This is a genomic window from Kinneretia sp. DJ1R-11, assembly GCF_025717595.1.
Lineage (GTDB): Bacteria > Pseudomonadota > Gammaproteobacteria > Burkholderiales > Burkholderiaceae_C > Paucibacter_A.
Window position 1 is genome coordinate 1 of sequence record NZ_JAJIRR010000007.1, and the last position, 18,276, is coordinate 18,276.

Sequence of the window (18,276 nt, forward strand, 5' to 3'; positions counted from 1 at the left end):
AGGGAGGACCCGGTGGGGAGTTTTTTTACAGCCTCAACGTTCGAATTAACGGGCGCCGTAAGGCGTCCCGTTGAATGAGGGGTTAGGCGCCACCGGCATAGGAGATAAGTTCTTGCTCTTCATTCAAGTCGATGATGATGCGGGCAATGCGATGAGATAGACCAGCTTGGATGAACAGGCGAGAAAGCGCAAACAGTACTTCCTCCGGCGGGCCTGGGTGCGAGCGGCAGACGGAGCATTCGTAGTGCTGAACACTGCCCGATGTGCTGCTCAACCAGAAGCCCGCTACTTGTGACACTGCGGTTTGAATCAGCATATCTGCCTCACCCTGCCGCTCAATCGCAACTGAGAACGGAGCTTGGATAAGCAGTGGCGCGAGCGAAGACAGTCCGCTAGGAACCACAAGATCAATGAGGAAGTCGTCATCCATTGAAATGGCGCCTAACGTGTTGTATATCGATAGCTAACGCCGTATATCACGGCAAGTGTCGTAATAACCGACTGCGAGCAAAGCCAGGCAAGTGCTTGTCGGGGTTAGGTTTTTTGTCCAAACGACTGCCTCTCCTGGTTCATTAATTAAGACACCAAAAGCCGCGCTTGTTACAAAAACATGCCCGGTACGCATGGCATCGGCAAGTGATTGGCCGGCCCGCATATTGCCATCAAATCATGGCGGCTTTGACGTCTCACGACTGAAATGGGTGGCCACTTTTCGGTGGCCTCGGCCCACGGCTGTCGTTTCGGATGCCCAGCGCCGCGACACCCCAGTCTCAAAGATTGCTCGAGAACAGCCGCCGCAGAAACAGCTGCTTGAAGCTGTGCGCCTCATTGAGGCCCAGGCGCTCCAGCCAGGCCTCGGGCACCGGGGTTTTCGGTCCCAGGCTCTTGACGATGAGCTTGACCAGCTCGACCGGGTGGTGGCTGGCGTGCTTGAGCTTTTTGAGCGCGCGCACGATCTGCATTTCCTCGTCGCTGAGGTCGGTGCCGAAGGGAAAATCGGGCAGCACGCCGCAGTTGCGCCAGGGGCGCAGCTGCTCGCGCAAGGCCTCGGGCAGATTGCGCCGGGCCGAGGCTGGCAGCTGGTAGTCGGCCGGCAGCTTGCCATGGGCCTTGGCCTCGTCCATCAAGCCCTGCTGGAAGCGCGAGTCGCAGACCTGCAGCAGGCGGGCAATCACCTCGGCATCGCTGCAGCCGCGCAAGTCGGCCACGCCGTACTCGGTGACGACGATGTCGCGCAGATGGCGCGGGATGGTGCAGTTGGCGTAGTGCCAGACGATGGAGCTGCTCAGGCCCTGGGCGTTGTCATGTGTGGCGCGCAGCAGCAGGATGGAGCGGGCCCCCTTCAGTGCATGGGCCATGGCGACGAAGTTGTACTGACCGCCCACGCCCGAAACCATCTGGCCCGAGTCGTAGCCATCGGACGAGGCGGCGCCCAGCAGCGTCATCTTCATCGTCGTGTTGATGAAGCGGGCATCGCGGCGCTGCGCGCGTTTGAGAGCTTCTGAGCCCAGGGCGTCGCCGTAGAGCTCGTTGATGAAGTGGATGCGCGTCATGGCGATGCGCTGGCGCAGGCCTTCGGGCAACTCGCGCAAGCGTTGGTAGAAATCGCGCGGGCCGAGGAAGAAGCCGCCGTGCATCAGCGTGGCCCGTCGCCAGGCCGGGCCGATCAACTCGGGCGCCATGGCCTCGCTGCAATTCGGCCAATGCTGGCCTGCATAGGCCAGCCGTCCATCGGCCTGCAGCTCGACCTCGGGCTTCAGCAGACCCTGGGCCTGAAGAAACTCCAGGTCGCAAAGGCGAAGCGGCGAAGCGATGCGGCCGCGCTCCTGCAGTGCACGGATCACGCTCGCTTCGGGCTGCGGGCCCAGCTGGCCCGCCAGGGCCAGCGCTTGCAAATCCAGATCGTCGAACACCAAGCGGCGGATCAGCCCGGCATCGATCAAGCGCATGAAGCCGTTGACGAACATCTCAGAGCAGCCGTACAGGCCCTGCTCGAAGCGGCCCAGCTCGCGCCCTGCCTGCGGGTCAGACGGACTGCAGCCGGACAGCCCAGCCAAGATGGCCCGGTAGTCGGCATTGCGGGTCTCGCGCACGATCAGGGCCTGGGCAATGGCGTCACCGAGCGAGCCGATGCCGATCTGCAGCGTGCCGCCGTCCTTGACCAGGCTGGAGGCATGCAGGCCGATGGCGTAGTCGGCCCAGGAAATGGCGGCATTGGGCGGTGCGAACACGCTGTGGCTGCAGCCCGGCCCGCTGAGCAGCAGGCTGAACAAGCCGGCGTCGGCCACGGCCGGCCCGGGCATGAAGGGCAGGGCCTCGTTGACCATGGCCACGCTGAGCACCGGCTGCCCGATTCCGGCCTGGTGCTCGAGCAGATCGAAGCTGAGGTCGGGGTTGCAGGACAGGGAATACTCGCGCTCACCGGTCTCCGGGTTCCGGCGCGTGGCCACCGCCTGCATCAGCAGATTGATGCCCTGGCTGCACATGTCCCGCACGGCAAAGCTGTAGTTGGTGCAGATGAAGCCTTGCTGTGCCGCCTCGTTGCCGAGGTAGTCGGCGGTCTTGAAGAAAAACTCCTGCACCGAGATATTGGGCGGCAACTGGCCGGCGCGCAGTGGCGCCACATAGGCCAGGTCAGGGTAGTCGGCGAACACCCGCTCGACCAGAGGCGCCAGGAAATGCTGCTCCAGCTCGGTGCGGCCCTTGGGCCGCTCCAGCGACAGCGCGGTGTAGATGTGCAAACGGCGCTCAGGCTGCGCCGCCACACGCCGGTAGAGCGCGTTCAGCAGCGGGTTGGGCTTGCCCACGCCCAGGGGCAGGGCGAGCCGGATCTCACCGGGCAGGCGGCGCAGGATCTCGTCCACCGCCGCCTCCACATCCGTCAGCAGCACAGGCTGCGCCACTGCAATTGCCGCCGCCGCGGCCTCGTCCGTTTCCGGACCTTGGCTCTTCTTGTTCAATCGTGTCTCCTGTCCGGCCTCTTGATGGCTCGTCTTTTGGGGCAGGTCTTGGGTGGCCGTGAAAGCCCACCATCGCCCGTGCCACAGTTTCGCCCCCACTGCCAAGGGTGATCTTGACATTCAGCAAGTCCGCCACAAAAGCGGCGTTTGCCCCTCAAAAAGCGGGATAGTCCTCCCCCGGGCCTGCGGGGGGCGCTGTGCGCCCACACCTTGGCCTGTGCTGAAATGCCCGGCTGCACCGAGACCTGCTGTCGACGTACCCGTTCCTCATTCGCCTTTTATGCACGAGCCCCTGGACTTGCCGGCCTGGTTGCCGCCCCTGCGCAGCGCCCTGCGGCGCCTCGGACCGCGCCCGGCGCACTGGCTGTTCTGCGCCTTCATCACCCTGGTCTGCGTGGCGCTGTCGCAATTGGTCGTGTCCCTGCTGGGGCGCGGTGACCGGCCCACGGCGGCCCTGGTCGCGGCGCTCTGCGGCCTGTCCCTGGCGGCCGTGTTCAGTGCCTGCGTGCTGGCTCTGTTGGCCCATCTCGACCGGGCCCTGCGCTTCACCGCCCGCTATGCCACCCGGGACAGCCTGACCGGCTTGTGCAACCGCCGCCAGTTCCTCAGCCTGGTCGAGCGGGAATGGTCGCTGGCCCGGCGCTACCAGACGCCCTGCGCCCTGGTGCTGATCGACATCGACCATTTCAAGCGCATCAACGAAGCCTTTGGCCACGCCTGTGGCGACATGCTGCTGCGCCAGGTGGCCGAGGTCAGCGGAGAGACCCTGCGCCAGGCCGATGTCTTGTGCCGTTACGGCGGCGAGGAGTTCATGCTCTTCCTGCCGCACACCGACCCACTCGGCGCGCTCGATGTCGCAGAACGCATACGCGAGCGCGTGCTGGCCATGGATTTCGCATGGAATGCCCACCCGGTGCCGGTCAGCGTCAGCATCGGCGTGGCCGTGCTCAAGAGTGGCCACGTCGGCCTCGACGACTTGCTCAATGAGGCCGATGAGGCCTTGCACCTGGCCAAGGCCGAGGGCCGCAACTGCGTGCGCGCCGGCCCGGGCCTGCTGCCGGGAACGTTCAGCGCCTTGCAGGCCTGAAGCGCTCAGTACCGGCCGTACGGGCCGAGCTCAAATCCGCAGCGCTCCCGCATAGCCGGTCAGTTCCAGATAGCCGAGGCCGCTGCGCCGGCCCTGGGCGTCGAGCAGCTCGGCCGCGCCTTCCCAGTAGCGCAGGCCACCGGTGATTTCCTGGTCGTCCAGCAGGGCGCGCAGGCGCTGCTCGCCTTGCGGTGTGCGCAGCCGCCATTCCAGCGGGTAAGGAGCGCCGCCACGCGGGCTGTCCCAGTGGCGCAGCGCCTGCATCTGAACATCCTCAGGCGCGAAGGTCAGCGTGCTGCCATCGGCCCGGCGCCAGCTGCCGCCACTCCAGAGCGTGCTGCCGTCGGCGCGGCGCAGGCGGAACACGGTCAGCGCACCGCCGTCGCCGAGGTTGATGCCGGCCCAGTCCCAGCCGATGGCGCTCTCAGTCGCTGCCGCGCCAGCTGCCCCAGCGTCCGAAGGCTTGCCCAGCAGATGCTCGCTCCACTCATGGTCCAGCCAGGAGCGCCCCTGCAGGCTCAAGACCTGCCCGTCCAGCTGCAGCTGCGCCTGGCTGAGCAGCTGCACCTGGCTGTAGTAATGGCTGAACTGCTCGGGCTGCGGCCCTTTGCGAGAAAAGCCACCGTCGCCCTGCAAAAGCAGGGCTTGGCTGGCCTGCAGCTCCAGTTGCAGCGCGAAACCGCCGCTGCGGCTGCTCAGAGCGGCCCGGTAGCGGTCCGGGCCGGAGCCCGGCACCCTGGCCAGGCGCCAGTCGGCCATGCGGACGGCACAGTCCTGCTCGCTGGCCTCATTCAGGCCGGCGACAGCGCGGCCCAGACGCTGATCGTGGCGCAGGCGTCCGCTCGGGCGCAGATCGCTGAGCGCGCCATGGGCCAGCAAAAGCTGGCGCGCGGCCAGCCGGCTCGGGTGCTCGGGTGCCGCCGGGCCGCGCCGGCGAAAGAAGGTCAGCTGGTAGCCGAACTCCGGCTCCGAGCGGCCCGGCCGCGACAGGATGCCGGTCAGATACCACCATTCAATGGCTTGTTCGGGGTGAGCGCCAAAGTCACGCGGAAAACTCAGCCGGGCAGGGCGCACGGCGCCGGTCGAATCGAGCGCCAGGCTCGCCCCCGGCAGCAGGCCCAAAGCTGCCGCTTGCATCAGCCAGGCGCGCCGGCCCGGCACCCAGTCGCCTGGCTCGCCCTGCATCACCAATCCTCCTTGACCGCTTGCACCGCCTGCTGGGCCACGGCCCGGTAGCCCGCCAAGAGCGAGGCCAGCACGCCGGCCACGAACACGGCGGCCAGCAGGGCAGCGAGGCGCCAGCCGGGCAGGCTCATGTCCATGCTCCAGTGAAAGCTCTGCGGGTTGACCACCCAGATCAGCACCGCACTCAGGCCCAGGCCCAAGGCCAGGCCGGCAATGGCGCCAACGCCGCACAGCAGCAGGGCTTCCAGGCCCAGCAATCGCAGCACATCGGCGCGCGTGAAGCCCAGATGCAGCAGCAGGCCGAACTCGCGCCGCCGCGCCAGGGCCTGGGCCGAAGCGGCCGCGGCGATGCCGAACAGACCGATCGCCAAGGCCACGGCCTGCAGCCAGACGGTGACGGCAAAGCTGCGGTCGAAAATGTGCAAAGAGATGGCGCGCAACTCGCTGACCGCGGCGATCTCAAGATCCTGCGGTTCGGCGGCCAGGGCACGCAAGGCCTCGCTGCTGGCTTTGGGGTCGGCACCCGGGGGCAGCCAGAGGTAAAGCTCGGTGACGCGCAGGTCGCCACTCCAGGCCCGGTAGGCGGCCAGCGGCATCAGCACCGCGCCGCTCTGGCGCGCATAGTCGCGCCAGACGCCGCGCACAAACACGGGCAGCGGTGGCCCGCCCGGCTGCAGGCGCAGCTGCACGGTCTGGCCCGGCCGCAGGCCCTGAGCATCGCGCAGGGCTTCGTTGATGTAGATGGGGGTTAAACGTGTTTGGCCCGCCGGCGCGGGCGCGAGGGCGCCGGCCAGGGGCAGGCTCTGCTCATCGAGCTCACGCGCTTGCAGGTCCAGCGGATCGGCCCCGACCGGCATGCCGTCGAGCCAGACCTGCTGGCTGCGTTGCAGCCTGATATCGCGGAGCTGAGCGCTGCCCCGTATCGCGTCCACCAGGGCCGGCGGCAGGGGTGCCTGCTGGCCGGCACTGCCGCGCAGGGCCGAGCGCAGGTAGAGATCGGCCGGCAGCATCTGGCTCAGCCACTGGTTCAGCGAATCGCGAAAGCTGCCCACCATCACCAGCATGGCCACCGACAAGCTCAGTGCCACCAGCACGCCGGCCAGGGCCCGGCTGGCCTCGCCGGCCTGGTCGCGGGCGCGCTCACGCAGCAGCAACAAGCTCGCCCCTGGCCGGCTCCAGGCCAGCAGCCCCAGGCTCAGGCGCAGCAAGGCGGGCACGCAGGCCATGCCGCCGGCCAGCACCGCCAGCATGGCGGCATAGGCGGCGACCGGAACCCCGGCCAGGGCCGCGGGCCAAGAGATCGGCGGCAGCAAGGCCAGACCCAGGCCCAGCACCAGCAGGGCCGGGCCCAGCCAGACGGGCGGCCCCTCGCTCAAACGCTGGCCCAAACCCTTGAGCACCTGGGCCACCGGCATGCGCTGCACACTGCGGGCCGGCAGCCAGGCACTGAGCAGGCTGACCGCCAGGCCCAGGCCGCCGAAGAGCAGGGCGGCCGGCAGCTGCGCGGCACTGAACTGCAGGGCCGGTCGCACGCCGCTGATGGCGGCCAGGCCCAGATCGCTGCCCAGCACCCGCAGGCCCAGGCCCGCCAACTGCCAGCCGAGCAGCAGACCCAGGGCACTGCCGAGCAAGCCCAGCATCAGCCCCTCCAGCAAGACCAGGGCCGAGCGCTCACGCGCACTCATGCCCAGCACCCCGAGCAGCGCCCATTGCGGCAGGCGTTGGGCCACGGACAGAGAAATCACTGCAAACACGAGAAAGCTGCCGGTGAACAAGGCCATCAGCGAGAGCACGCCGAGGTTGACGCGGTAGGCCTGCGTCAGGCGGCCCAGGCGCGCGCTCTCGTCGGCCGGAGGCGTGGCGCTCAAGCCCGCTGGCAGACGCTGGCGGGCCAGCCACTCGCTCGGCGAGACACCGGGGGCCAGGCGCAGATCCACCCGCTCGAGCTGGCCCAGACGGCCGAACAAGACCTGGGCGGCGGCGATGTCCACCACCGCCCGCGGCGGACCGCCGTCCGGGCTGCTCGGGCCGATGCGAAGCTCCAGGTTCTGCACCTGGCCGCTGTCGGGGCTGGCGGCGCGCAGGCGCAAGACCTGACCCTCGGCCCCGGCCGGCCCAAGGCGGCGCAGCAGCGCGGCATTGGGGAAGATGCGGCCCGGGTCCAGCCCATCCAGCGGCGAGGCCAGGCGCGGCAGCAGATCGGGGTTGATGGGCCCCGCCTGCAGCATGTCCAGGCCGATCACGGTGACGTTGAAGGGCTGGCCCTTGGCATCCAGGGCTTGCGCCTGGCCGCCCAGCACCGGCGAGGCCTGCGCCACCTCGGGCAGGCCGGCGATCTGGGCATAAGCGTCTTCCTGCACGGTGCCGCCAGGCGTGCGCAAAACCAGGTCGGGCTGGCCATTGAGGCTGGCCGCAGCGCTGCCGAACTCGGCCAGGGCCGCGCCGTTCAACAGATGCACGCCGTAAGACAGGGCCACACCCAGCGCAATGGCCAGCAGGGCCAAGGCCTGGCGCCCGGCCTGGTGACGCAGTGCCGGCCAGGACAGGAAGCGCAGCCAGGCGAGCAGGGCGCGCGGGCTCAAGGTGAAGGGGCGCTCATCATCAGGTCTTCCAAGCGCAGGCAGCGGTCGGCCCGCTCGGCGGCACGCTCGGAGTGCGTGACCAGCAAGCAGGCTGCGCCCTGGGCATGGACCTGATCCAGCAGGAGGTCGAGCACGGCGCTGGCACTGCGGCTGTCCAGATTGCCGGTCGGCTCGTCGGCCAGCACCAGGGCCGGCTTGTGCACCAGCGCCCGGGCAATCGCCACCCGCTGCAGCTGGCCGCCCGAGAGCTGGCGCGGCAGGCGCTCGGCCAGATGGCTCAGGCTCACCGCCTCCAGCATCTCCTGCACCCGCTCGGCATCGGGCCGCTGCAGCAGCAAAAGCGGCAGGGCGACGTTGTCGCGCACGTTCAGATAGGGCAGGACATGGAAGGCCTGGAACACAAAGCCGAGCTGAGCTCGGCGCAGGCGGGCGCGCTCGCCTTCGCTCAGGCTGCCCAGGTTCTGGCCCAGCAGCTGGATGCTGCCGGCGTCCACCTCGTCCAGGCCGGCCAGGCAGTTCAGCAAAGTGCTTTTGCCCGAGCCCGATTCGCCCAGCAGCGCGACCAGCTCGCCGCGCCGCAAGAGCAGGTCGATGCCGGCGAACACCGGCGTGGCGCCATAGCTCTTGGCAATGCCCCGGGCCAGCAGCAGCGGCAGCTCGGTCATGTCACGGGCTCCGCGGGCACGGGCTCCGCGGCATCGGCCTGCAGGATTTTTTGCAGCAGAGCCAGCACCTGGATCTGTGCTTGGGGGTGGTCGCAGGCCACGATCTGGCGCTGCGGCATGCTGCGCAGCCAGGTGATCTGGCGTTTGGCCAGCTGTCGCGTGGCGGCGCTGCCGCGTTCGGCCAGGCTGCTGAAATCGCCGCTGTCCAGTGCTTCCCAAGTTTGGCGGTAGCCGACGCAGCGCATGGACGGCAGGTCCAGGCTCAGGTCGCCGCGCGCGCGCAGGGCTTTCACTTCCTCGACCAGGCCGTCCTGCAGCATTTGCTCGAAGCGCTGGTCCAGGCGGCGGTGCAGCCAGGCGCGGTCGCTCGGCTCCAGCGAGATCAAGGGCCAATCGACCCCCTCGCTGCGCTGCTGGTGCAGCTCGCTCATCGGCCGGCCAGCCAGCTGGCAGACCTCGAGCGCGCGCTGAATGCGCTGGGAATCGAGCGGAGCTAGGCGCGCTGCCGTGGCGGGGTCAAGTCTTGCCAGCTCCGCGTGCAGGGCCGGCCAACCGAGTCGGGCGGCGCGCTCATCAATCTCGCGGCGCAAGCTTTCATCGGCCTGCGGCATCTCACTGAGGCCGTCGAACAAGGCTTTGAAATACAGCATGGTGCCGCCGACCAGCAAGGGCAGATGGCCGCGCGCCAGGATCTCATCGCTCAAGCGCCGCGCCGAAGCCACGAACTGCGCGGCCGAATAGGCCTCGGTCGGTTCGAAGACATCGATCAGATGGTGGGGCACGGACGCGAGCTCGGCCCGCGTCGGTTTGGCCGTGCCGATGTCCATGCCACGGTAGACCAGGGCCGAATCGACGCTGATGATCTCGATCGGCAGGAACTCGGCCGCGGCCAGGGCCGCCGCCGTCTTGCCCGAACCGGTCGGCCCGGCGATGCAGATGGGCCGGTGAAAGCGAGAAAAAGCCGGGGCCGTCATCAGTCGAAACGCTCCCAAGGCGTCAGGAAGCGCCACTGGCCGACCGGCAGATTGCCCAGATTGATGCGGCCGATGCGCACGCGCTTCAGGCCCACCACCTTGAGGCCGACCTGCTCGCACATGCGGCGGATCTGGCGCTTGCGGCCCTCGCGCAGCACAAAGCGCAGCTGGTCTTCGTTCTGCCAGCTGACCTTGGCCGGCTTGAGCTTGACGCCGTCGAGCTCCAGGCCGTGGTTGAGCAGGGCCAGGTCTTCGGCCGGCAAGCGGCCGTCTTCGCTCTTGACGCCGTCGCGGCCCTGGTACTCGACCCGCACCAGGTATTCCTTCTCGATGGACGAATCCTCACCGATCAGCAGCTTGGCGATGCGGCCGTCTTGCGTCAGCACCAGCAAGCCGGTGGAGTCGATGTCCAGGCGGCCGGCCGGGGCCAGGCCGCGGGTGTGGCCGATGTGGTACTTGATGCCCGAGCTGTCCTCGGTCCAATGGGTGTCGGTCTTGACCAGCACGGAGGCCGGCTCGTAGCCGTCTTCGGCCTGGCCGGAGACATAACCGATGGGCTTGTGCAAGAGGATGGTGACGCGCTTGGCCTGCTCTTTGTGGGCCAGCGGGTCGATCTCGATCTTGACGTCGGGCGCGACACGTTGGCCGAGCACGGCCAGCTTGCCGTCGACGCGCACCCAACCTGCGGCAATCCATTCATCGGCTTCGCGGCGCGAGGCCAGGCCCAGCACGCCCATATGCTTGGACAGGCGCAGGCCTTCGCTGTTGGCGTCGATGAAGACATCGTCGCGGTCGTCGCCGTCATCGCCTTCGTCGAGCTGGCGACGCAGCTTGGCGGCCGCTTCGCGCAGATGGGCGGGCAGTTGCTCGCCGGCGCGGTGCTGGGCGGCGTTCGGCCGGCTGTTCTGCTGGCCGTACTGCTGGCCGTACTGCTGGCTGTTCTGTTGGCCATCAGGCCGGGACCCCTGGCCGAAACCAGGGCGCGGGCCACTGGCGCGGCGCTGGTCCTGGCGCGGTTCACGGTAGCCCTCGCGGTTGGCTTCGCGGCCACCGCCAAAGTCACCATCACGGCGCGGCTCCTGCGCATAGCTGGGCCGCTGGCCTTGCCAACGGTCTTCACGCGGGCCGGGGCCGCCGCGCTCGCTCGGATGGCGTTGTTGCTGAGCTGGGTTGTAGCCGCCCGACTGGGGCCGCTGTTGGCCCTGGCCTTGCCCATAGGCGGGGCGACGATCGTCAAAGCGCGGGCGCTGCTCGTCGCGGCCATAGCCGCCGCCACCGCCGCTGCCTTGCGGACGTGAATCACGTGAATCGCGCGGGTCGCGTTGATCGCGATAGTCCGGCCGGCCTTGCGGGCCGCCGCGCGGGTCGAAGCGCTGGCCCTCATTGCGACCCTCACCACGACCATCACCGCGGCCTTCATTGCGACCCTCGTGCCGGCTCTCGAACCGTGGGCCTTCATTGCGCCAGCCGTCGCGTGCGGGCGGGCGCTGTTGGCCCGGGCCGCCGCGGCCGGGGCCGCCTTGGTAGCCGCCGCCCTGGGGCGCCGGGCGGTCGCCACGCGGGCGATCAAAACTGGCTCGCTCGGGCGGGCGGCCGGGCCGGTCTTGCTCGCCACGGCGCTGCTCGAACTGGGCCTGGCGTTGCTCGCGCTCGGTCTTGGCAGCCTCCAGGCTCTGGCGCGGGCGCGACACGCCCTTGCCGCGGATCGGCGCGCGCCGTTCGCCATCGGCGTTGCGTTTGTTGCTGGAACCGGGCGGGCCTGCAGTCTTCTTGTTGAGTTTCAAAGTGGCCATGGTGCCTCCGGGTTTCCGTCAAAGAGAAAAGAGCGATCGTGGGCTGCGCTGCCAAAAGGCCTCAGCGCCCACGCAGGAAAAGGGCGTCGAGCTCGCGCATGCTGAGCTGGCGCCAGGTCGGGCGGCCATGATTGCACTGATCGGCGCGCTCGGTGCGCTCCATATCACGCAACAAGGCATTCATTTCGTCCAGGCTGAGCTGGCGGTTGGCGCGCACGGCGCCGTGGCAGGCCATGGTGGCCAGGATCTCGTGCTGGGCGCGCTCGATCGCATGGCTGGCGTCGAACTGGGCCAGCTCGGCCAGCACGCCGCGCGCCAGCTCCACCACATCGCCACCGGCCAGGGCCGCCGGGCGTGCCCGCACCGCCAGCATCTTGGCCGACAGCGGCGCCACATCGAGACCCAGGCGGTTCAAGGCCTCGGCATGCGCTTCGGCGGTGGCAATTTCCTGCGCCGTGGCGGCAAAGGTGACCGGGATCAAGAGCGGTTGCGATTCGATCGCCGCTGCTCCGAGGCTGGCCTTCAGGCGCTCGTAGACCACGCGCTCATGGGCGGCATGCATGTCGACGATGACCAGACCCTGAGCGTTCTCAGCCAGCACATAGACGCCCTGGATTTGGGCGATGGCGCGGCCGAGCGGCCAGTCGTGGTCAGGCAAAGGAGACAGCGGAGCGGGCGCCTGCGGGGAAGGCTGGGGGCCAGGTCTTGCCTGGGCCGGCACGCTCTGGCCGTACAGCGCCGCCACTTCGGCCAGGCCCAGCGAGGCCTGGCTGTTGCTGCGCCAGCTGGGTGTGCCGCTGTAGAGCGGCGCCTGGGCTTCCTCGGCCCGCGCGGCAGCGGCGGCCGTGGCATTGAACCAAACCGGCGGCGAACCGGGTACCGGGCGATGGCCGGGCACTTCGGCGGCGGCCGACTGAGCCGCCAGCGCCTCGCTCACGGCGGGCTCGGCCGAACGCGAGGTCGCCAGCGCGTCTTGCACCGCATAGCGCACCTTTTGGTGCATCTCGCGGCCGTCGCGGAAGCGAACCTCGATCTTGGTCGGGTGCACATTGACATCGACCCGGTCGGGCGCAATCTCGATGAACAGCACATAGCAGGGCTGGCGGTGGCCGTGCAGCACATCTTCATAGGCCGAGCGGATGCCGTGTGCGATCAGCTTGTCGCGCACATAGCGGCCGTTGACATAGACGTACTGCATGTCAGCGCGGCTGCGCGCGGCCTCGGGCAGGCCGGCACGTCCGTAGATGCGCAGCGGGCCGCTCTCGGCATAGACCGCGCGGCTCTCGGCCATGAATTCCGTACCCAGCACATCGGCCAGGCGCGCTTCCGAGCTGCCGGCACGCCATTGCTCGACCAGCTTGCCCTCATGCCAGACGGTGAAGCCGACATCGGGTCGGGCCAGGGCATGGCGGCGCACCGACTCCACGCAGTGCGCGAGCTCGGTGGCGTCGGTCTTCAAGAATTTTCGCCGCGCCGGCGTGCTGAAGAAGAGCTCGCGCACCTCCACACTGGTGCCGCGCGAGCGGGCGGCCGGCACCAGCTCGCCCGAGCGGGCGTCCAGGCGGTGGGCATGGGCCGCGCCTTCGAAACGGCTGGCCACCGCCATCTCGGCCACCGAGGAAATTGCGGCCAGAGCCTCGCCGCGGAAACCCATGGTGGCCACCGACTCCAGCTCGTCCAGCGAGCGGATCTTGCTGGTGGCATGGCGCTTGAGCGCCAGCGGCAGCTCTTCGACCGGGATACCCAGGCCGTCGTCTTCGACCACGATGGCGCGCACGCCGCCGGCCATCAGCTTGACCTGGATCTGCGCAGCGCCAGCGTCGAGCGCGTTGTCCACCAACTCACGCACGACCGAGGCCGGGCGCTCCACCACCTCGCCGGCAGCGATCTGGCTGATCAGTTCATCGGGGAGTTCGCGGATGGCGCGGCGCGGAGCCGAGGGCAGGGCCGGTGCAGCAGACAAGAAAGGCTCGGGGGCGGATACATCCATGCGCCTATTGTAAGAAGGGGCAGGCCCTCAAGACGGCAAGGTGGCCAGGAAGGCGGCCAAAGCCGTGTTGAAAGCCTCGGGCGCCTCCAGCGAGGGCAGGTGGGCCACGCCCGGCAGGACGGTGCGGCGGGCGCCGGCGATGCGTGTCACCATGGCCTCGCAGCGCGGGAAAAAGTAGCCGAGGTCCAAGTCACCCCAGAGCAATTCGCTGGGCACGCTGATGTGCTCCAGGCGCGGCCAGATGGTCGGGGCTTCGAGCGCCGTGCCGGGCGGCGTGGCGCGCAGCATGCGTTCGTCCATGTCCAGAAACAGGGCACGGGCGGCGCCGCCGACGCGACCCTCGGTGCTGCTGGGGCCGTCGAGCCACAAGGCGGCCAGGGCCCGGTTGGCGGCGGCCAGATCCCCGGCATCCATGGCGGCGTCGGCAGCAGCGTCCATGGCCAGCTCGCGTTCATTGAGCACAGGGGCCGGTCCTCCGGTCACCGACGGCGCCACCAGAAAGAGCCCGGCGACACGCTCGGGCCGGTCCAGAGCAGCCTCAAGGGCCAGGCGTCCGCCCAGGGAGCAGCCCACCAGCACCGCCCGGCTCAGGCCGGCCGCGTCCAGCACGTCCCAGAGATCGGCCAAGTGGGAATACTCGCCAGCCGCTTCGATCCGAGCCTGGCCATAGCCGCGGCGGTCATAGGCCAGCACGGTGCGCTCGACCGCAAAGGCCTGCAGCTGCTGCAGCCAGAGCCGGTGGTCGCAGACGCCAGCATGCAAAAACACCAGCGGCGGCAGGCCGGAACTGGCATGGCGCAAGAGCAGGCAGGGCAGTTGGGCGCCGTTTACGGGGATCCAGGTCAGAGAATTCATGGGGTGCAAGTTGGCAGCGAGGCGGTGAAGCGCTGATTCTGACCCGGCGCGCGGTCCCGGGCCCTCCGCAGCGGTCATCAAGCGCCCGCATAATCCGCCGCCATGGAATTCCTCAGCTTCTTGATCGACTTCATCGTCCATGTGGACAAGCACATCGCCGCTTTTGTGGCGACTTACGGCGCCTGGGTCTATGCCCTGCTGTTCCTGATTCTCTTTGTCGAGACCGGAGTGGTGGTCATGCCCTTTCTGCCCGGCGACTCCTTGCTCTTTGTCGTCGGTGCGCTGTGCGGAGCGGGCCTGATCAATCTGCCCATGGTGCTGCTGGTGATGCTGGTCGCGGCCATTCTGGGCGACCAGTGCAATTACATGATCGGGCGCTATTTCGGCCCCAAGGTCTTCCAGTGGGAACAGTCGCGCTTTTTCAACCGGCGCGCGTTTGACGCGGCCCATGAGTTCTACGAGCGCCACGGCGGCATCACCATCGTGGTGGCCCGTTTCATGCCGTTTGTGCGCACCTTCGCGCCTTTTGTGGCCGGCGTGGCGGCCATGAGTCGGGCCAAGTTCACCGCCTACAACGTCGGCGGCGCTCTGCTCTGGGTGCTGAGCATCACCTTGCTTGGCTACGCCTTTGGCAACCTGGCCTGGGTGCAGGCGAATTTCTCCAAGATCATCTGGGCCATGATTCTGATCCCCGGCGTGATCGCCATTGCCGGCGGCCTGAAGGCACGCAGGACCAAAGCACAGGGCTGAACGCCCCCCACGCCATCTCCTTTTCTCTCTTGAAAGCCTGCTGCCATGAACTCTCGCGTGTCACCCGCCATCACCCTGGCGACTTCGCTGCTCATGGCCAGCCTGGCCAGCCCGGCACGGGCGGCCGAACCCAGCCGCCTGCTGCATCAACCCAGCATGTCGGCCGATCAGCTGGCCTTTGTCTGGGCCGGTGATATCTGGGTCAGTGACCGTCAGGGCCGCAACCCGCGCCAGCTCACCCAGCATGCGGCCGCCGAGTTCGCGCCCAGTTTTTCGCCCGACGGCCGCTGGCTTGCCTATTCGGCCAGCTACGACGGCAACACCGATGTCTATGTCATGCCGTCCAGCGGCGGACAGCCCCGTCGCCTGAGCTGGCACCCGGGCGCCGATGTGGTCAATGGCTGGAGCGCGGACGGCCAGCGCGTGCTGTTTGCCTCGGCCCGTGAGGTGGCCAACAACCGCAGCAATCAGCTCTACGAAGTGCCGCTGCAGGGCGGGCCTGAGCGCAAAATCATGGAGGCCGTGGCCTACGAAGGCAGCTGGTCGCCCGACGGCCAGCGCCTGGCCTACCGCCCCTACCGCGGCGCCCATGGCAACACGGCCGGCTGGCGCTTGCATCGCGGCGGCACCACGCCGCCGATCTGGATCATCGATCCGGTAAAGAAGACCTGGCAGCAGGTTCCGCACGAGAACGCCAGCGACAGCAATCCGGTCTGGTTGGGTGAGGAAATCGTGTTCATTTCCGACCGCGATGGCCATGCCGCCAATCTCTTCGCCTTCCACCCCAAGACAAAGGCCTTGCGCCAGCTGACCCAAGAGCGGGTCTGGGATGTGCGCAGCGTGGCCGCCCGGGATGGTCAGCTGGTCTACGAGGTGGGCGGCCAGCTCAAGAGCCTGGACCTGCCCAGCAGCCAGAGCCAGACGCTCGCCATTCAGCTGCAGGCGCAGGCGCCGCAGGCCCGAGAGCAGTGGCGCGACGCCAGCCGCCAGATCAGCTCGGCCCAGCTGTCCAACACCGGCAAGCGTGTGCTGGTCAGTGCCCGCGGGGACGTCTACACCGTGCCGGTCAAGGACGGCTCGATCCGCAACCTGACCCAGAGCGCCGGTGTGCGAGAGAAGGACGCACTCTGGAGCCCGGACGGCCAGCGCGTGGCCTACCTTTCGGAAGCGCCGGGCTTCACCCACCAGCTGATGCTTCGCGCAGCCACGGGTCTGGACCAGCCGCGTGCCATCGCGCTCGGTCTGCCCGGCGAGAAGCCCCAAGTTGCTTCGACCTACTACACCTTGCTGGCCTGGGCACCGGACGGCCGGAGCCTGGCCTACCAGGACAACCACCTCAATCTCTATGCGCTGAAACTGGACGCCAGCGGCCAGACCGGCAGCAGCCAGCGCATCGGCAGCAGCCCGCGCCGGGCCAATTTCAAGGTCAGCTATTCCAGCGACAGCCGCTGGCTGGCCTACACCGTGCGGGCGGCCAATCATTTCTCCCAGATCCGTCTGCATGAGCTGCAAGGTGGCCGGGATGTCGCCTTGAGCGACGGCCTCAGCCATGCCGACAACCCGCAGTTCGCCGCTCAGGACTACCTCTACTTCACCGCCTCGGTCAATTCCGGCCCCAGCCAGGTCGGCTTGGACATGAGCACCCAGGATCGGCCGCTGCGTGCCGGCCTGTTTGTCGCCGTGCTGGCGGCCGATGGCAAATCGCCGCTGCTCCCGCGCAGCGGCGACGAAGAGCTGCCCAAGAAGGACGAGGCGAGCAAGGACGCCGCCAAGAAGGACGGGCCGAAGAAAGACGACCCAAAAAAGGATGAGGCCAAGAAGGACAGCAAGCCGGTCCGCATCGACCTCGAGGGCCTGGACCAGCGCATCGTCGGCCTGCCGGTGGCCGAGCGCAATTACGACTCCCTGGCCGTGGCCGCCGATGGTGCCTTGTTTTACTTGCAGCGCCGCCAGCGCGGTGCCAGCGGTGAGCCCCCCGAGAACGCCGAGGCCGGCAATGAGGCGGAGCTGTTCCGCTTTGATTTCAAGGAACGCGAGAGCAAGCAATTGCGCGCCGGCGTGCAGGCCATCAGCCTCAGCGGCGATGGCAAGAAGTTGCTGTTGGTCGGAGCCAAGGGCAAGCTCGAGATCGCCGATGCCGGCGAAAAGCTGGAGGCTAAGCCCATCGATGTGAGCGGGCTGAGCGCGCGCGTCGATGCGCGCGCCGAATGGCGGCAGATCTTCGACGAGGTCTGGTGGATGGAGCGCGCCTACTTCTACGACCCCAAGCTGCATGGCCTGGACTGGGACGAGGTCTACCGCCGCTATCTGCCTTTGCTGGACCATGTGCAGAGGCGCGAGGACCTCAACGATTTGCTCGTCGAAATGATCGGCGAGATGCAAGTCGGCCACAACCGCGTCGGCGGCGGCGATGTGCACCAGGAGAAAGCCGTAACCGTGGGCCTGCTCGGCGCCGACTTGCGCACGGAGCCGGACGGCCGCGTGCGACTGGCCAAGATCTACCGCGGTGACCGTTGGAACCCCTTTCTGAAAGCACCCTTGGCTGCGCCGGGCCTGGGCGTCAAGGACGGCGACTGGCTGCTGGCCGTTGACGGCCGGGCACTCGATGCGAAAAGCAATGTGCATGCCCTGCTGGAGAACAGCGTCGGCAAGCAGGTGCAGCTGACGGTCAGCAGTAGCAGTAGCAGCAGCGCCTCGGCCTCGGACAAGGCCGCTGCCAGCCGCGTGATCACTGTTGTGCCGATCGCCGACGAAGCCGGCCTGCGCCGCTGGGACTGGATCGAACGCAACCGCGCTTACGTCGACCGGCAGTCCGGCGGCAAGATCGCCTACGTCTATATGCCCGACACCGGTGGCGATGGCTTCCAGCACTTCAACCGCATGTTCTTTGCCCAGATCGACAAACAGGGCCTGATCCTCGACGACCGCCGCAACGGCGGTGGCCAGGCCGCTAACTATGTGACCGATGTGCTGAGCCGGCCTTGGCTGGGCAGCTGGAAGGACCGCGACGGTCTCACGCATGACACGCCCGGTGGCGCCATCTATGGCCCCAACGCCATGCTGATCGACCAGGACGCCGGCTCCGGCGGCGACTTCATGCCCTATGCCTTCAAGCGCCTGGGCCTGGGCCCGCTGATCGGCAAGCGCACCTGGGGCGGCCTGATCGGCATCTCCAACAACCCGCGCCTGATCGACGGCGCCAATCTGGTCGTGCCTTACTTCCGCTTCTTCACACCGGACGGCGAATGGCGCATCGAGAACGAAGGCGTGGCCCCGGACCAGGACGTGGACCTGGACCCGCTGCAAGTCAACGAAGGCCGCGACAGCCAGCTCGACGCGGCCATTGCCGATGTGCTGGGCCGACTGAAGACCTACCAGGCGCCGGACCGCCAGAAAGCGCCGGCCATGCCGACGCAGCTGGGGCGGTGATTGCTC

The 18,276-nt window shown here is 68.1% G+C and carries 12 protein-coding genes; 3 read left to right on the top strand and 9 right to left on the bottom strand.

The features are described from left to right. Positions 1-82: 82 nt before the first annotated feature. Both LNV23_RS12965 and LNV23_RS12970 read right to left on the bottom strand, forming a co-directional pair. Positions 83-430, bottom strand: coding sequence for a hypothetical protein (locus tag LNV23_RS12965; protein WP_263563358.1), 348 nt, complete (start codon positions 428-430; stop codon positions 83-85). 340 nt (positions 431-770) lie between these two features. After that, the gene (locus tag LNV23_RS12970) at positions 771-2,960 is read right to left on the bottom strand and encodes an acetyl-CoA hydrolase/transferase C-terminal domain-containing protein (protein ID WP_263563359.1); all 2,190 of its coding nucleotides are present in this window, start codon (positions 2,958-2,960) and stop codon (positions 771-773) included. Between the two features lie 280 nt (positions 2,961-3,240). On the opposite strand from LNV23_RS12970, the gene LNV23_RS12975 reads away from it, so the two are divergent. Beyond that, positions 3,241-4,047, top strand: a complete 807-nt coding sequence (locus tag LNV23_RS12975) for a GGDEF domain-containing protein (protein WP_263563360.1) — start codon at positions 3,241-3,243, stop codon at positions 4,045-4,047. A gap of 30 nt (positions 4,048-4,077) precedes the next feature. On the opposite strand, the gene LNV23_RS12980 is transcribed toward LNV23_RS12975, so the two are convergent. From LNV23_RS12980 to LNV23_RS13010, 7 genes are all read right to left on the bottom strand, one after another. Further along, a complete protein-coding gene (locus tag LNV23_RS12980; RefSeq protein ID WP_263563361.1) occupies positions 4,078-5,232 on the bottom strand; it encodes a lipocalin-like domain-containing protein in 1,155 nt (384 codons plus the stop codon). Beyond that, positions 5,232-7,814, bottom strand: coding sequence for an ABC transporter permease (locus LNV23_RS12985; RefSeq protein WP_263563362.1), 2,583 nt, complete (start codon positions 7,812-7,814; stop codon positions 5,232-5,234). The genes LNV23_RS12980 and LNV23_RS12985 overlap by 1 nt, the downstream gene beginning before the upstream one ends. Beyond that, on the bottom strand, positions 7,811-8,479 hold the full coding sequence (locus tag LNV23_RS12990; RefSeq protein WP_263563363.1) for an ABC transporter ATP-binding protein: 669 nt from the start codon (positions 8,477-8,479) through the stop codon (positions 7,811-7,813). Before LNV23_RS12990 ends, LNV23_RS12985 begins: the two co-directional genes overlap by 4 nt. Continuing rightward, positions 8,476-9,453 carry a tRNA (adenosine(37)-N6)-dimethylallyltransferase MiaA gene (gene miaA, locus LNV23_RS12995; protein ID WP_263563364.1) on the bottom strand — a complete coding sequence of 326 codons (978 nt, stop codon included), beginning with the start codon at positions 9,451-9,453 and terminating at the stop codon, positions 8,476-8,478. The genes LNV23_RS12990 and miaA overlap by 4 nt, the downstream gene beginning before the upstream one ends. Next, complete coding sequence (locus LNV23_RS13000; protein ID WP_263563365.1) at positions 9,453-11,246, bottom strand: pseudouridine synthase; 1,794 nt, start codon at positions 11,244-11,246, stop codon at positions 9,453-9,455. Before LNV23_RS13000 ends, miaA begins: the two co-directional genes overlap by 1 nt. A gap of 61 nt (positions 11,247-11,307) precedes the next feature. Continuing rightward, a complete protein-coding gene (gene mutL / locus LNV23_RS13005) occupies positions 11,308-13,236 on the bottom strand; it encodes a DNA mismatch repair endonuclease MutL (protein ID WP_263563366.1) in 1,929 nt (642 codons plus the stop codon). A gap of 27 nt (positions 13,237-13,263) precedes the next feature. Further along, complete coding sequence (locus tag LNV23_RS13010; RefSeq protein ID WP_263563367.1) at positions 13,264-14,091, bottom strand: alpha/beta fold hydrolase; 828 nt, start codon at positions 14,089-14,091, stop codon at positions 13,264-13,266. A gap of 102 nt (positions 14,092-14,193) precedes the next feature. Between LNV23_RS13010 and LNV23_RS13015 the strand changes: the two genes are divergently transcribed. Together LNV23_RS13015 and LNV23_RS13020 are read left to right on the top strand one after the other, a co-directional pair. Beyond that, positions 14,194-14,841 carry a DedA family protein gene (locus tag LNV23_RS13015; protein ID WP_263563368.1) on the top strand — a complete coding sequence of 216 codons (648 nt, stop codon included), beginning with the start codon at positions 14,194-14,196 and terminating at the stop codon, positions 14,839-14,841. A gap of 45 nt (positions 14,842-14,886) precedes the next feature. Continuing rightward, positions 14,887-18,270 carry a S41 family peptidase gene (locus tag LNV23_RS13020; protein ID WP_263563369.1) on the top strand — a complete coding sequence of 1,128 codons (3,384 nt, stop codon included), beginning with the start codon at positions 14,887-14,889 and terminating at the stop codon, positions 18,268-18,270. Positions 18,271-18,276: the final 6 nt, after the last annotated feature.

Bases quoted from the DNA above. Each gene is read 5' to 3' on its own strand.
- LNV23_RS12965 (WP_263563358.1), bottom strand. From the start codon at position 430: ATGGATGACGACTTCCTCATTGATCTTGTGGTTCCTAGCGGACTGTCT.
- LNV23_RS12975 (WP_263563360.1), top strand. From the start codon at position 3,241: ATGCACGAGCCCCTGGACTTGCCGGCCTGGTTGCCGCCCCTGCGCAGC.
- LNV23_RS12980 (WP_263563361.1), bottom strand. From the start codon at position 5,232: ATGCAGGGCGAGCCAGGCGACTGGGTGCCGGGCCGGCGCGCCTGGCTG.
- LNV23_RS12990 (WP_263563363.1), bottom strand. From the start codon at position 8,479: ATGACCGAGCTGCCGCTGCTGCTGGCCCGGGGCATTGCCAAGAGCTAT.
- miaA (WP_263563364.1), bottom strand. From the start codon at position 9,453: ATGACGGCCCCGGCTTTTTCTCGCTTTCACCGGCCCATCTGCATCGCC.
- LNV23_RS13000 (WP_263563365.1), bottom strand. From the start codon at position 11,246: ATGGCCACTTTGAAACTCAACAAGAAGACTGCAGGCCCGCCCGGTTCC.
- mutL (WP_263563366.1), bottom strand. From the start codon at position 13,236: ATGGATGTATCCGCCCCCGAGCCTTTCTTGTCTGCTGCACCGGCCCTG.
- LNV23_RS13010 (WP_263563367.1), bottom strand. From the start codon at position 14,091: ATGAATTCTCTGACCTGGATCCCCGTAAACGGCGCCCAACTGCCCTGC.
- LNV23_RS13015 (WP_263563368.1), top strand. From the start codon at position 14,194: ATGGAATTCCTCAGCTTCTTGATCGACTTCATCGTCCATGTGGACAAG.
- LNV23_RS13020 (WP_263563369.1), top strand. From the start codon at position 14,887: ATGAACTCTCGCGTGTCACCCGCCATCACCCTGGCGACTTCGCTGCTC.